This window comes from Streptomyces sp. NPDC107550, assembly GCF_055639095.1.
In genome coordinates this window covers 1-13,428 of the sequence record NZ_JBVKBC010000020.1, presented here as the reverse complement: position 1 = coordinate 13,428, position 13,428 = coordinate 1, and the positions used below count along the sequence as shown (strand labels likewise).

The 13,428-nt window shown below is 73.5% G+C and carries 10 protein-coding genes; 4 read left to right on the top strand and 6 right to left on the bottom strand.

Features of this window, described 5'->3' with window-relative positions:
• Positions 1 to 22 precede the first annotated feature (22 nt).
• The gene (locus tag ACZ7LY_RS23775; protein WP_471626693.1) at positions 23 to 1,282 is read right to left on the bottom strand and encodes an ROK family protein; all 1,260 of its coding nucleotides are present in this window, start codon (positions 1,280 to 1,282) and stop codon (positions 23 to 25) included.
• A gap of 96 nt (positions 1,283 to 1,378) precedes the next feature.
• Entirely contained in the window at positions 1,379 to 3,715 is a 2,337-nt protein-coding gene (locus ACZ7LY_RS23770; RefSeq protein WP_471626692.1) for an FdhF/YdeP family oxidoreductase, read from the bottom strand.
• Between the two features lie 162 nt (positions 3,716 to 3,877).
• On the opposite strand from ACZ7LY_RS23770, the gene ACZ7LY_RS23765 reads away from it, so the two are divergent.
• On the top strand, positions 3,878 to 4,810 hold the full coding sequence (locus ACZ7LY_RS23765) for a LysR family transcriptional regulator (RefSeq protein WP_471626691.1): 933 nt from the start codon (positions 3,878 to 3,880) through the stop codon (positions 4,808 to 4,810).
• Positions 4,811 to 4,987: 177 nt separating this feature from the next.
• On the opposite strand, the gene ACZ7LY_RS23760 is transcribed toward ACZ7LY_RS23765, so the two are convergent.
• From ACZ7LY_RS23760 to ACZ7LY_RS23750, 3 genes are all read right to left on the bottom strand, one after another.
• Entirely contained in the window at positions 4,988 to 5,854 is an 867-nt protein-coding gene (locus ACZ7LY_RS23760; RefSeq protein WP_471626690.1) for a calcium-binding protein, read from the bottom strand.
• A gap of 648 nt (positions 5,855 to 6,502) precedes the next feature.
• Positions 6,503 to 7,363, bottom strand: coding sequence for a class II fructose-bisphosphate aldolase (locus ACZ7LY_RS23755; protein ID WP_471626689.1), 861 nt, complete (start codon positions 7,361 to 7,363; stop codon positions 6,503 to 6,505).
• A 34-nt stretch (positions 7,364 to 7,397) separates the two neighbouring features.
• The gene (locus ACZ7LY_RS23750; protein WP_471626688.1) at positions 7,398 to 8,282 is read right to left on the bottom strand and encodes an SIS domain-containing protein; all 885 of its coding nucleotides are present in this window, start codon (positions 8,280 to 8,282) and stop codon (positions 7,398 to 7,400) included.
• Positions 8,283 to 8,547: 265 nt separating this feature from the next.
• On the opposite strand from ACZ7LY_RS23750, the gene ACZ7LY_RS23745 reads away from it, so the two are divergent.
• Positions 8,548 to 9,327 carry a DeoR/GlpR family DNA-binding transcription regulator gene (locus ACZ7LY_RS23745; RefSeq protein WP_471626687.1) on the top strand — a complete coding sequence of 260 codons (780 nt, stop codon included), beginning with the start codon at positions 8,548 to 8,550 and terminating at the stop codon, positions 9,325 to 9,327.
• Positions 9,328 to 9,402: 75 nt separating this feature from the next.
• Here ACZ7LY_RS23745 and ACZ7LY_RS23740 read toward each other — a convergent pair whose 3' ends face one another.
• Entirely contained in the window at positions 9,403 to 10,806 is a 1,404-nt protein-coding gene (locus tag ACZ7LY_RS23740; RefSeq protein WP_471626686.1) for a glycosyltransferase family 39 protein, read from the bottom strand.
• 376 nt (positions 10,807 to 11,182) lie between these two features.
• On the opposite strand from ACZ7LY_RS23740, the gene ACZ7LY_RS23735 reads away from it, so the two are divergent.
• Positions 11,183 to 12,403, top strand: a complete 1,221-nt coding sequence (locus ACZ7LY_RS23735) for an MFS transporter (protein WP_471626685.1) — start codon at positions 11,183 to 11,185, stop codon at positions 12,401 to 12,403.
• A 59-nt stretch (positions 12,404 to 12,462) separates the two neighbouring features.
• Positions 12,463 to 13,212 (top strand): maleylpyruvate isomerase family mycothiol-dependent enzyme, encoded by a 750-nt coding sequence (locus ACZ7LY_RS23730; protein ID WP_471626684.1) that lies wholly within the window; start codon positions 12,463 to 12,465, stop codon positions 13,210 to 13,212.
• The last annotated feature ends 216 nt before the right edge of the window (positions 13,213 to 13,428 follow it).

Genomic DNA, 13,428 nt, shown 5'->3' with positions numbered 1-13,428 from the left:
CTGTCCGCGTCGGCCGCTCGGGTCAGGCGGGGACGAGAGCGGTGAGCGGGTCGTCGAGTACGGGCTGCCAGGCCAGTTCGGCGGCACCGACCAGGCTGTTGTGGTCGAGGGTGCAGGCGAGGATCGGCACGCCGCCGCTGCGGCCCCACAGGCTGCGCTCGGCGACGACCGCGCGCAGCCGCTCAGGGTTCGCGTCGAGCAGTCCCCGGTGCAGTCCGCCGAGGATGATCCGGTCCGGGTTGAGGATGTTGACGAGCCCGGCGAGCCCGAGGCCGAGCCGGTCGATGAGGGTGGCGGTCGCGGCGCGTACGCCCGGGTCGTCCTTGCCGTCGCGCAGCAGGTCCAGCGCCTGCGCGAGCAGCGAGCGCTCGGGGCCCGGTGTGCGGCCGGCCTCGGCGAGGAACGCGTACGGATCGGTCTCGACGTCGAGGCAGCCCCGGCCGCCGCAGTGGCAGGGCCGGCCGCCCTCGGGGTTGACGGGCAGGTGCCCGACCTCCAGGGCGAGGCCCGAACTGCCGGTGTGCAGATGGCCGTCGAGGACGAGCGCGCCGCCCACACCCCGGTGTCCGGTGGCGACGCAGAGCAGGTCGCGGGCGCCGCGCCCGGCGCCGTGCCGGTGTTCGGCGAGGGCGCCGAGGTTGACGTCGTTCGCGGCGAACGCGGGGACGCCGAGCCCGGCCTCGCGCACGCAGTCCGCGAAGATCTGGCGTACGGGCGCTCCCGCCGGCCACGCGAGGTGCAGGGGGTTGAGGGCGGTGCCCTCGGGTTCGGCGACGGCGGAGGGCACGGCGAGCCCGGCGCCGACGCAGCGGCGGCCGGTGGTCTCCAGGAGGCGGCGGCCCGCGTCGACGACGGACCGCAGCACGTGCGCCGGGTCGGCGTCGATGATCTCGCAGCCGGGGGTGGTGGCGACGATCCGGCCGCCGAGCCCGACGAGGGCCGCGCGGTAGCCGTCGGAGTGGACCTGCGCGGCGAGCGCGACGGGCCCGTCCTCGGCGACGGAGAGCCGGTGCGAGGGGCGGCCTTGCGAGCCGGCGGCGGCGCTGGGCCGCGCGTCGATACGGATGAGGCCGAGCGCCTCCAGCTCGGCGGCGACGGCGCCCGCGGTCGCCCGGGTGACGCCCAGTTCGGCGGTGAGCACGGAACGGGTCGGCGCGCGGCCGGTGTGGACGAGTTCGAGCGCGGGTCCGAGGGCGCTGCGGCCCCGCTCCAGGCGTGGTGCCCGCGGTGTGCCGTCGCCCGTCGTGTGGCCCCCGCCCTCGGAGGCCGCCCTGCCGCCCATCAGCAACTCCTCGCCCTGATCACGCTCAGGAATGGTAGCCGGTGCGCGCTGCGGGCCCGCCCGGCCGTCCTCCGGCGTGGGCGGGGGTCCGGCGCGTCAGGCTCCGGTGACGGTCTGCGGCGCGCGCTCCTGGGTGAGGTCGGGCGCGGGCTCCGACGCGGGCTCCAGCCGGACGACGACGGCCTTGGAGGTGGGCGTGTTGCTGATGTCGGCGACGCTGTCGAGGGGTACGAGGACGTTGGTCTCGGGGTAGTAGGCGGCGGCCGAGCCCCGGCTCGTCGGGTAGGCGACGACGCGGAAGCGCGGGGCGCGCCGCTCGACGCCGTCGCGCCAGACGCCGACGAGGTCCACGAGGTCGGCGTCCGCGTACCCGAGTTCGGTGAGGTCGTCGGGGTGGATGAGGACGACGCGGCGGCCCCCCTTGATGCCCCGGTAGCGGTCGTCGAGGGCGTACGGGACGGTGTTCCACTGGTCGTGGGAGCGCAAGGTCTGCAGGACGAGGTGGCCGGGCGGGGCGGTCAGGGCGGTGAACGCGTTGGCGGTGAAGTGGGCCTTGCCGCTCGGGGTGGGGAAGGTGAGGCTGTTGACCGGGTTGGGCAGCCGGAAGCCGCCGGGGGCGCGCACGCGCGCGTTGAAGTCCTCGAAGCCGGGCACCACGCGCGCGATGCGGTCACGGATGGTGTCGTAGTCGGCCTCGAACTCCTCCCAGGGCAGGCCGGGCTCGTCACCGAGGACCTTGCGGGCGAGGCGGCTGATGATCGAGACCTCGCTGAGCAGGTGCGGCGAGGCGGGAGCGAGCTTGCCGCGGGTGGCGTGGACCTCGCTCATGGAGTCCTCGACGGTCATGAACTGCTCGCCGCCCGCCTGTACGTCGCGGTCGCTGCGGCCGAGCGTGGGCAGGATGAGCGCGGTGCGCCCGCACACGGCGTGCGAGCGGTTGAGCTTGGTGGAGATGTGGGCGGTGAGGCGGCAGGAGCGCAGGGCGCGTTCGGTGACGTCGCTGTCGGGGGTGGCGCGTACGAAGTTGCCGGCGACGCCGACGAAGACCTTGGCGCGGCCGTCGCGCATGGCGCGGATCGCGTCGACGGAGTCGAGGCCGTGCCGGGTGGGCGGGGTGAAGCCGAACTCGCGTTCCAGGGCGTCGAGGAAGCGCTGCGGCATGCGCTCCCAGATGCCCATCGTGCGGTCGCCCTGCACGTTGCTGTGGCCGCGCACCGGGCAGACGCCCGCGCCGGGGCGGCCGATGTTGCCGCGCAGCAGCAGGAAGTTGACGACCTCGCGGATCGTGGGGACGCCGTGCTTGTGCTGGGTCAGGCCCATCGCCCAGCACACGATGACGCTGCGGGCGCCGAGCACGCGCGCGTGCAGGGCCTCGATCTCGGCGCGGGTGAGGCCGGTCGCGGCGAGGACGTCGTCCCAGGTGATGTCCCGTACGTGGGCGGCGAACGCGTCGAAGCCGGTGGTGTGCGCGGCGATGAAGTCCTGGTCGAGGACGGTGCCGGGCGCCTTGTCCTCGGCCTCCAGGAGCAGCTTGTTCAGCATCTGGAAGAGGGCGAGGTCGCCGCCGGCGCGGATCTGGAGGAACTGGTCGGCGATGGCCGTGCCCCGGCCGATGACGCCGCGCGCCTTCTGCGGGTGCTTGAAGCGCAGCAGGCCCGCCTCGGGCAGCGGGTTGACGGCGATGACCTGGCCGCCGCGCCGCTTGGTCTCCTCAAGCGCGGTGAGCATTCGGGGGTGGTTGGTGCCGGGGTTCTGGCCGACGACGAGGACGAGGTCGCTGTCGTGGATGTCGTCGAGGCCGACGCTGCCCTTGCCGATGCCGAGGGTCTCGCCGAGGGCGGAGCCGCTGGACTCGTGGCACATGTTGGAGCAGTCGGGCAGGTTGTTCGTGCCGAAGGCCCGGGCGGTGAGCTGGAGCAGGAAGGCGGGCTCGTTGGCGAGCCGTCCCGAGGTGTAGAACAGGGCCTCGTCGGGGTCGTCGAGGGCGCGCAGTTCGGCGGCGAGCAGGTCGAGGGCCTCGTCCCAGCCGACGGGCTCGTAGTGCCGGGAGCCCTCGCGCAGCACCATGGGTTCGGTGAGGCGGCCCTGCTGGTTGAGCCAGTGGTCGGTGCGTCCGGCGAGGTCGTCGACACTGTGCCGGGCGAAGAAGTCGCGGGTGACGCGGCGGGAGGTGGCCTCGTCCGCGATGTGCTTGGCGCCGTTCTCGCAGTACTCGTTGCGGTGGCGGTCGCCGGGCGCCGGGTCGGGCCAGGCGCAGCCGGGGCAGTCGATGCCCTTGGTCTGGTTGAGGTTCAGGAGGGTGAGCGCGGTGCGCTTGGGTGACGTCTGGCCGAGCGCGTAGCTCAGGGCGTGGGCGACGGCCGGCGCGCCGGTGGCCCAGGTCTTGGGCGCGGTGACGGTGATGTCCTCGGCCTGTTCGTCCCGCTCGCGCATCCTCGCGCCACCTTCCGCTTCCCCTCGAAAACCTGCGGACAGCACCCTGCTCCCTTACATATCCGCAGGTCAAAGCGGTTCTTCTGATCGCGTGATAGGCGGCACCGATCAGCCGGGCCCTCCGGTCGCCCACGGCGGTGGCGTACGGGGGATCATGGGCGGGTGCTGCTTCGCCAACTGGAATACCTCGTCGCGCTCGCCCGCGTACGTCACTTCGCGCGCGCGGCGCAGGAGTGCTTCGTGTCGCAGCCCGCGCTGTCGGAGGGCATCCGCAAGCTGGAGGACGAGCTGGGCGTGCCGCTGGTGCGCCGGGAGCGCCGCTTCGACGGGCTGACGCCCGAGGGCGAGCGGGTCGTGGTGTGGGCGCGGCACATCCTCGCGGACCGGGACGCCATGCGGGACGACATCCGGGCGCTGCGCTCCGGGGTGACGGGACGACTGCGGATCGGGGCGGTGCCGACCGCGGCGACGGCGGTGTCCCTGCTGACGCAGCCGTTCTGCGCGGCGAACCCGCTGGCGACGGTCGTCCTCTACGCGGACCTGCGCTCCGACGACATCCTGCGCCGCCTCCAGGCGTACGAGCTGGACGCGGCCGTCACCTACCGGCCGGCGCCCGGCGACACGGGCTTCGTGTTCCGTCCGCTGTACGAGGAGCGGTACGTGCTGCTCACGGCACGCGACGCGGAGGGGGCGGACGCGGCCGGTGACGGCATCGGGTGGCGGGAGGCGGCGGCGCTGCCGCTGTGTCTGCTCCAGCCCGCGATGCAGGGACGGCAGGTGCTGGACGCGGTCTTCGCGGAACTGGGCACGCCGGTGACCCCGCGCGTGGAGACGGACTCCATCGCGTCGCTGTTCGCGCATGTGCACACCGGGCAGTGGGCGAGCATCGTGCCGCGCGCGTGGCTGCATGTGTTCGGGGTGCCGGGCGGGATGCGGGTCGTGCCGTTGACGCGGCCCGCGCGGACGTCCGAGGTGGGCTTGCTGCTGGCGGCACGGGAGCCGGTGTCGGTGCTCGGGCGGGCGTTGCTCGATGTGGTGGACGGGGGCGGGATTTCGGTCGCCGAGACGCTGGAGGCGCTGCCGGAGCCGCGATGAGGGGGGCGCGTCATCTTCGTACCCGGGGTGCCCGGGGTACGACTCCTGTCCGGGACGGGCTCGGGTGGGCCCGGGGCGCGGGGGTGCGCGGTGGCTGAGCGCGCGGTTCCCCGCGCCCCTGAGGGGAGTTGGGTTCAGCGCTGACACCCAGCCCCTGCGGTGCATGAGGAGTGGGGGTCAGTTCTGGTGCAGCTTGTTGTGGCCGGGGCCGCCGGAGAGCTTGTCGGTGCCGGGGCCGCCCCAGAGGACATCGTCACCGCTGTTGCCCCACAGGGTGTCGTTGCCCGCCTCGCCGTACAGCTTGTCGTTGCCCTTGCCGCCGTAGAGGACGTCGGCGCCGCCCTTGCCGTGCAGGACGTCGTTGCCGTCGTCGCCGTGCAGGGTGTTCTCCTCGTCGGTGCCGGTCAGGGAGTCGTTCCCGGCGCCGCCGAAGCAGTCCTGCCCGCAGTGGGTGAGGGTGTCGTTCCCCGGTCCGCCGTAGGAGCCGAAGCCGAACGGCCCGCCGCCGCCGTCGAGCCGGTCGTCACCGTCGTCGCCGTAGAGCATGGCGGACGCCGATCCCTTCAGTACGTCGTTGCCCTTGCCGCCGTGGACCCCGGCCCACGCGTGGCTGTCCGGGGCGAGCGTCGCGGTGTCGTCCTTGTCGCCGAGGTCGATGTCGTAGCTGTCCGAGTCATCGGAGTTCTCCGGGATCTTCACCGCGCAGCGCACGACGGTGCGGTCGTCCTGCGTCGGGTACGCGCACTCGTCCGCGTCTCCCGCGCTCGTGTCGATGGCGATGTCGTAGCGGTCGCGGAAGGTGAGGACGTAGTACGAGTCGAACTCCCCGCGGTGCTCTATCTTTTCACCGACCGTCAGCTTGTTCTGCTGGCCGGGGGCGGCCTTGTACCAGAGTTCGCCCTGCTCGTGGACGACGGTGGCGGGGGTCCCCGGGGCGGCGGTGGCGGCGGTGGCGGCCTGCGCCGCGAGGGCGGTTGTGCCGAGGGTGAGAGTGAGGGTGAGGGTTGCGGTGGCTGTAGCGGTGAGGGTGCGGTAACTGCGCATACGGGTGCGGCCCTTCAGGTTCAGTGCGCTGTGGTGCGTGCGGTCACTGGGTGAGACCAGGGGGCCTGGAGGGGAGTTGTGCGGGGGGTCATGAACATCGGCGGGCCGGGGGGTAGCGGCGGCGTGACCACGCCAGAGTGCCGGGCGCGCAACTGTTGTGCCTCGGGTGCAGCCCGGCGGAACCTCTCGCGCAGTTCCCCGCGCCCCCTACGACGCTGACCTCATCGCCAACTCCCGGCCTCCGGCCCTGGGGGTTGGCCTCGCCGCCAACTCCCAGCCCCTCCGGCGATTGAGGAGCGGGGCCTGGGGCAGCGCCCCAGAGTGCCGGGTTCACTGTGGCTGGTCGCGCAGTTCCCCGCGCCCCTCGGGGAGTTGGCCTGCGCGCCATACATCCAGCCCCTCCGGCGATTGAGGAGCGGGGGCTGGGGCAGCGCCCCAGAGTGCCGGGTTCGCTGTGGCTGGTCGCACAGTTCCCCGCGCCCCTTAGGGAGTTGGCCTGAGCGCCAAACTTCCAGCCCCTCCGGCGATTGGGGAGCGGGGCCTGGGGCGGCGCCCCAGAGTGCCGGGTGCGTTGGGGCTGGGCGCGCAGTTCCCCGCGCCCCTGCCCGAGTTGGCCTGAGCGCCGGCTCACAGGTACCCCGACCGGGGTCAGCCGGCGGCACCCCTCACCACCGTGATCAGCGAGCTCACCGCCCGCACCATCGCCTCCCGCCCCACACTCAAATACTTCCGGGAGTCCACCGCATCCGGATGCGCCGCGAGGAACTCCCGTATCGCACCCGTCATGGCGACATTCAGCGCCGTACCGACGTTCACCTTGGCGATACCCCCCCGTACCGCCCGCGCCAGCTCCTCATCGGGCACGCCCGAAGAACCGTGCAGGACGAGCGGCAAGGCCAGCCCCTCGGCGAGCCGCTTGAGCAGGTCATGGTCGAGCGCGGCGGTCCGCGTGGTCATGGCGTGCGAGGAGCCGACGGCGACGGCGAGCGCGTCGACACCGGACGCCGTGACATAGGCGCGGGCCTCCCCCGGATCCGTACGCGCACCGGGCGCATGGGCGTCGAGGGGCCCGCGCCCGTCCTTCCCGCCGACCTCCCCGAGTTCCGCCTCGACCCACAGCCCGTGGGCGTGCCCCCAGTCGGCGGCGGCACGCGTCGCGGCGAGGTTCTCGTCGTACGGGAGGCGGGCCGCGTCGTACATGACGGAGCTGAACCCCGAGTCGGCGGCCTGCCGCAGCAGTTCGTCGCTCTGGACGTGGTCGAGGTGGAGGCCGACCTCGACGGCCGCGCCCTCCGCGGCGGCGACGGCGGCGCGGGCCAGCGGCAGGAGCCGGCCGTAGCGGTAGCGGACCGCGTTCTCGGAGATCTGGAGGATGACGGGCGCGCCGACGGCCTCCGCACCGGCGACGACGGCCTCGACGTGTTCGAGCGTGATGACGTTGAACGCGGCGACGGCCGACCGCCGGGCCGCGGCCGCTTCCACCAACGTCCCTGTGGCTGCGAGGGGCACGGCCCCTCCCTTCTGAAGTACCGGCGTACGAAGGTCAGTTGTCGGTGAGGATGACGGAACGGGTCAGGTGGCGCGGCTGGTCGGGGTCGAGTCCGCGCCGCGCGGCGACGGCGACGGCGAGGCGCTGGGCGCGCACGAGTTCGGCCAGCGGGTCGAGGCGGCCCTCGACCCAGAGGGCGCCGGTCGCGGTGACCTGCTCGGCGAGCCCTTCGGGCGCATCGCCGAGCATCCAGGTGGCGGTGCCCTCGGTGGTGACGGAGATGGGGCCGTGGCGGTACTCCATCGCCGGGTACGCCTCCGTCCAGGACAGGGACGCCTCGCGCATCTTGAGCGCCGCTTCGTTGGCGAGGCCGACGGTCCAGCCCCGGCCGAGGAAGGTGAACTGGCCGCATTCCACGAGCCCTTCGGGCAGCGGCTCGGCGAGCGCGGTGCGCGCGTCGGCGACGGCCTGCTCGGTGTGCAGCCCGAAGTGGGCGCGCAGCAGGGTGAGCGCGGTGGTGGCGAACCGCGTCTGCACGACGGACTTCTCGTCCGCGAACTCCAGGACGACGAGGTCGTCGGCGGCCGTGCGGATCGGCGTCTCGGGGTCGCCGGTGATCGCGGTCGTACGGACCCGGCCCTTGAGGGCGGCGAGCAGGTCGAGGACCTCGGTGGTGGTGCCGGAGCGGGTCAGCGCGATCACCCGGTCGTAGGCGCGGCCGGCCGGGAACTCGGACGCGGCGAACGCGTCGGTCTCGCCCTGTCCTGCCTCCTCGCGCAGCGCGGCGGCGGCCTGCGCCATGAACCAGGAGGTGCCGCAGCCGACGAGGGCGACCCGTTCCCCCGGCGCGGGCAGCGCCGCCTTGTGCTGCGCGGCGAGTCCCGCCGCTCGCGTCCAGCACTCCGGCTGGCTGGTCAGCTCGTTCTCGACATGGCTCATGCCGTGCCCCACTCCCCGATGCGTCGTGTCCGTACGGACCCTGCGGGCGGCGCACTCCCGCACCGCCTTGCGTGTTCCTGCAAGATATAGCTACCTTTCGAGCATTATCAAGCATTCGCGCGCAGTACGGGGAAGCCGGTGCGCCGGGCCCGCGCCGCGGACCGGGGCTGGGGCCGGGGCACCCCTACACACAGGCGGGGAGCCGCGGGCCGGGGCGGTTAAGGTCGATGCGACCGTGTCGAACGTCGACGATTGGAGGCCGCGGATGTCCCGCGACGCCCGCTGGAAGTCCCTCCTGGAGCTGCTCGTGGAGCGCGGCCGGCTCGACGTGGAGGACGCGGCGAGCGAGGTCGGCGTCTCCCCCGCCACCATCCGACGCGACTTCGACCAGCTCGCGGAGCAGCAGATGCTGGTGCGTACGCGCGGCGGCGCCGTCGTGCACGGCGTCAGCTACGAGCTGCCGCTGCGCTACAAGTCGGCGCTCGGCACGGCGGAGAAGGAACGCATCGCCAAGGCCGTCGCCGAACTCCTCACGCCCGGCGAGGCGGTGGGCCTGACCGGCGGCACGACCACCACCGAGGTCGCGCGCGCCCTCGCCGTCCGCCCCGACCTGGCCTCCGGCACCCCGGCCCTGACCATCGTCACGAACGCCCTGAACATCGCCAACGAACTCGCCGTGCGCCCCCAGTTCAAGATCGTGCTGACCGGCGGGGTGGCACGGCCCCAGTCGTACGAGCTGATCGGACCGCTCGCGGACGGCGTGCTCAGCCAGATCACGCTGGACACGGCGGTGCTCGGCGTGGTCGGCCTCGACGTGACGCACGGCGCGTCCGCGCACGACGAGGCGGAGGCCGCGATCAACCGCCTGCTGTGCGAGCGCGCGGCCCGCGTCGTCGTCGCGGCCGACTCCAGCAAACTCGGCCACCGCGCGTTCGCCCGCATCTGCGACGCGGACCAGATCCACACCCTCGTCACGGACACGGCAGCCGACAAGGACACCCTGTCCCGCTTCCGCGAGGCAGGCGTGGAGGTCATCGCGGTCTGAGCACCGGACTCCCGGAGCCTCGGTGACCGTGACGCTCGCCCGGAAGGCCGGCGCAGGGGTCGGGTGCCGGGGGACTCAGCGCGCCCTGCGCTCGTACACCGTCACTCTGCGGCCGCGCACCCGCCGGTCGTCGACCGGCGTGAAGTACCGTCGCAGCGTCCTGGCCTTGATCCGGTCGCGGCCGGTGGTCAGGGGCCGCCTCACCTCGGCCGCGTCCGTCACCAGCAGGATCCGTCGTTCCGCGAGCATCGCGCTGCGTACGCGGCCCTGCTCCGCCTCGACTCCCTTCAACGTGCCCGAGCCTTCAGGGGTCTCGACGAGGGCGATGTCCCGCACACCCGAGAACTCCCGCGGGCAGACGGACTTGGCATCACGCCGGCCCGAGGGGAGGAAGACCACCGCGTCCCCGGCCCGCTTCACCTGCGCCACCTGCCGCGCGACAGCCATCACGTCGTCGACCCGACTGGCCGGGGAGCGCGTGGCCAGCGACTGCGGCACCAGGGCCACCGTGGCCAGCGCGAGGGCGACCGGCAGCACCCACGGCGCCCCCGACGAGAAGCGTCGTTCGACCATGTCCGCGGCGGAACTCAGGGCCGTACCGATCAGCAGGGCGAGGCCGAGCATGCTGTAGAAGATGTAGCGGTCCAGGAAGATCGGCTGGACCAGGGCGAGCAGGATCAGAGACGCGTACGGGACCGCCAGCAGTGGCACGCCCACAGCCGTCGCCGACAACCGCCCGCCCCGCTGTCGCCCCAGACGGGCGCACACGCCGCCGAGCGCCAGCAGGACGCCGGGGCCGATGAGCATGTGCCAGGACAGCGGAGGGATCCACGCGACCTGCGCGGACTGGCTCCGGCTGAACACGATGAGCGGCAGCACGCCTGCGACGGCGCACCCGGCCGCGACGGCCCAGGGGACGAGGACCGCGCGGCCGCTCCCGCACCACACCACGGTGACCAGATGTGCGGCGAGGATGATCAGGGAGAGCCAGTTCAGCAGACCCATGGCGAGCACCACCGCCGCGTAGGCCACCCAGTGCCGTGTGCGGACCGGCCGTTGGAGCGCGGTGACGAGGAGCAGGGTCGCTGCTCCGGCACCGGCGGCCACGAGCGCGTACGAGCGCCCCTCCTGGAGCTGGAACTGCACGGCGGGCAGCAGCGGCAGCGTCAGTCCTGCGGCAAGGCCCGCCCGCGCGTTCGCAAGGCGGCGGCCGATAACGGACACGCTTGCCGCCGCCACCGCGACGGCCAGCACCGACGGCAGACGCAGCGTGATGGTCCCCGCGCCGAAGACCGCGAACAGGCCGTGCATCAACAGGTAGTAGAGCCCGTGGACGACGTCGACGTGGGCCAGCGTGTGGAGGATCTCCGCCGTCGAACGCTCGGCCACCATCCATGTCGCGGCCTCGTCCAGCCACACGCTCCCCTGCCGGGAGAGCCCCCACAGGCCGAAGGCGACCGTCCACAGCGCCGGTGGCACCCACACCGGGCAGGCACGCCACCAACGGGACGGCGGAAGCGCCGGGGCTGTCCGAGGTCTTCGGGCGGGGCGGCGGGGTTCCGTCTCTGACTTCTGTCCGGTGGGCACGGCGAACGACTCCTGGGGACGCGACTGTACGAAAGTCGGCCACGCGGAAGCCCCTGACAGGCGCGGACCGTGGCACCTCCGCCAAGAGGGGCGTCCGCGCCGAACGGCTCCCTCCTCTTGGCCTCCCGGCCTGAATGCGACATCGCCCGTCCGAAAAGCCCCCTCGCCACCCGCGCCACGGCAGGCGCGTCCCGGCCCCCCTCCAGGTGCCATGGCACACACCGCACCCCCCTTGTACGGGTCCGCGCACGCCCCCTACCCTGAGTTTGTGTCGCTATTGAACAAAGTCCGGGTCGTCAGCGCTGACGGGTCGGCTCCCGTGTCCCTGGGCCGCCTTCGGATCGCCCTCACCGTCTTCTTCGCCCTCGACGGCTTCGTCTTCGCCGGGTGGGTCGTGCGGATCCCCGCCATCAAGGAGCAGACGGGCGCCTCGGCGAGCGCGCTCGGGCTCGCGCTGCTCGGGGTGTCGACGGGGGCGGTGGTGACGATGATGCTGACGGGGCGGCTGTGCAAGCGGTTCGGCTCCCATGCCGTGACCGTGGCCTGCGGGGTGCTGCTGCCGCTGACGGTCGCGTTGCCGCCGCTGACGCACTCGCCGGTCACGCTCGGCCTGGTGCTGCTGGTGTTCGGCGCCGCGTACGGCGGGATCAACGTGGCGATGAACAGCGCCGCCGTCGATCTCGTCGCGGCCCTGCGGCGCCCGGTGATGCCGAGTTTCCACGCGGCGTTCAGCCTCGGCGGCATGGTGGGCTCGGGGCTCGGCGGGCTGGTCGCCGGGCACCTCTCCCCCACCCGGCACCTGCTGGCGATCACCGTCGTCGGGCTGCTCGTCACGGCGGCCGCGGGACCGACCCTGCTGCGGCACCCGGCGCCCCGGCCGCCCGAGCGGGTGGTGACGCCCGAGCACGTCAACACGGCCGACGCCCCGCGCGGGTTCGCCCCGGGCACGCGCGGCCTGGTCCTCGTCTTCGGCCTCATCGCCCTGTGCACGGCGTACGGGGAAGGGGCTCTGGCCGACTGGAGCGCGCTGCACCTGGAACAGGACCTGCACGCGCGCCCCGGGGTGGCGGCGGCGAGTTACGCCTGTTTCGCGCTCGCCATGACCGTCGGCCGGCTCGGCGGCACCGCGCTCCTCGAACGCCTCGGCAGGACGCGCACCCTGGTGTGCGGCGGGCTGCTGGGCGCGGCCGGGATGCTGCTCGGCTCCCTCGCCCCCTCGGTGGGCTGGGCGCTGGCGGGCTTCGCGGTGACCGGGCTCGGCCTCGCGAACATCTTCCCGGTGGCGGTCGAGCGGGCCGGGGCGCTCGCGGGCCCGACCGGCGTCGCGGCAGCCTCCACGCTCGGCTACGGCGGCATGCTGCTCGGCCCGCCCGCGATCGGCTTCATGGCCGACTGGTTCTCGCTGCCGGCGGCGCTGACCAGCGTCGCGCTGCTCGCGGCCGTGGCGGCGACGATCGGCTTCGCCACGCGCCGGGCGGCGACCGGCTGACCCGTCAGGATCACGGAACTCACCGTCCCCGTACGCCCCGAGAGGGCAGACTCGGCGCCATGGAGACAGCCGAGCACATCGAGACAGTCGACCGTGAGGGCCGCGCGCTCGCCGAGGCGGCCACGAAGGCGGGCGTGGACGCGCCGGTGGCGACCTGCCCCGGCTGGCAAGTACGGGACCTGCTGCGCCACCAGGGCGCGGTGCACCGCTGGGCCGGGTCGTACGTGGCCGAGGGCCACACCGAGCGCCGGCCGCTCGTCGAACCGGCGGACCTCGACGGGGACGACCTGCTCGCCTGGTACACGCAGGGGCATGAGGCGCTGGTCGACACCTTGCGGCAGGCCGACCCGGACATCGACTGCTGGGCGTTCCTGCCCGCGCCGTCCCCGCTGGCGTTCTGGGCGCGGCGGCAGGCGCACGAGACGGCGGTGCACCGGGTGGACGCGGAGTCCGCGCTGACGGGCACCGCGGGCCTCGACGACCTGCAACCGGACGCGCTGACGCCGGAGTTCGGCGTGGACGGCATCGACGAACTGCTCACCGGGTTCCACGCGCGCCCGCGCAGCCAGGTCCGTTCGGCGGTGCCCCGCGTGCTGCGGGTGCGGGCGACGGACGCCGGGGTGAGCTGGACGGTCCGCATCACGGAGGAACCGCCCGCCGCGGTGCGCGGCGCCGACACGGACGCGGAGTGCGAGGTCGCGGGCCCGGCGGCGCGCCTGTACCTGGCGCTGTGGAACCGGCTGCCGTTCCCCGCCGTGACGGGTGACGAGGCACTGGCCGCGATGTGGAAGGACCGGTCGGCGGTCTGACCTACGGAGGCCGGGGAGCCGACGCCCGAGGAGACGCGGGAGGGCGCGGGCGTGCGGGCGTGCGACTGGGCCCGGGGTGCGAGGCAGTCGCGTAACAAGCCGAACGAGCCGGCCTCGGCGCTCTAGGGCGTGTCCGCAAAGTCCCGTCTGCCCCGCGACGCCTGGCACGCACTCTCGCCGCACCGGGCGTAAGGCCAAGTACATCCAGTACGAGGC

Excerpts from the sequence above, each read along its gene's own strand:
- ACZ7LY_RS23775 (WP_471626693.1), bottom strand. The coding sequence starts at position 1,282 with ATGGGCGGCAGGGCGGCCTCCGAGGGCGGGGGCCACACGACGGGCGAC.
- ACZ7LY_RS23770 (WP_471626692.1), bottom strand. The coding sequence starts at position 3,715 with ATGCGCGAGCGGGACGAACAGGCCGAGGACATCACCGTCACCGCGCCC.
- ACZ7LY_RS23760 (WP_471626690.1), bottom strand. The coding sequence starts at position 5,854 with ATGCGCAGTTACCGCACCCTCACCGCTACAGCCACCGCAACCCTCACC.
- ACZ7LY_RS23750 (WP_471626688.1), bottom strand. The coding sequence starts at position 8,282 with ATGAGCCATGTCGAGAACGAGCTGACCAGCCAGCCGGAGTGCTGGACG.
- ACZ7LY_RS23745 (WP_471626687.1), top strand. The coding sequence starts at position 8,548 with ATGTCCCGCGACGCCCGCTGGAAGTCCCTCCTGGAGCTGCTCGTGGAG.
- ACZ7LY_RS23730 (WP_471626684.1), top strand. The coding sequence starts at position 12,463 with ATGGAGACAGCCGAGCACATCGAGACAGTCGACCGTGAGGGCCGCGCG.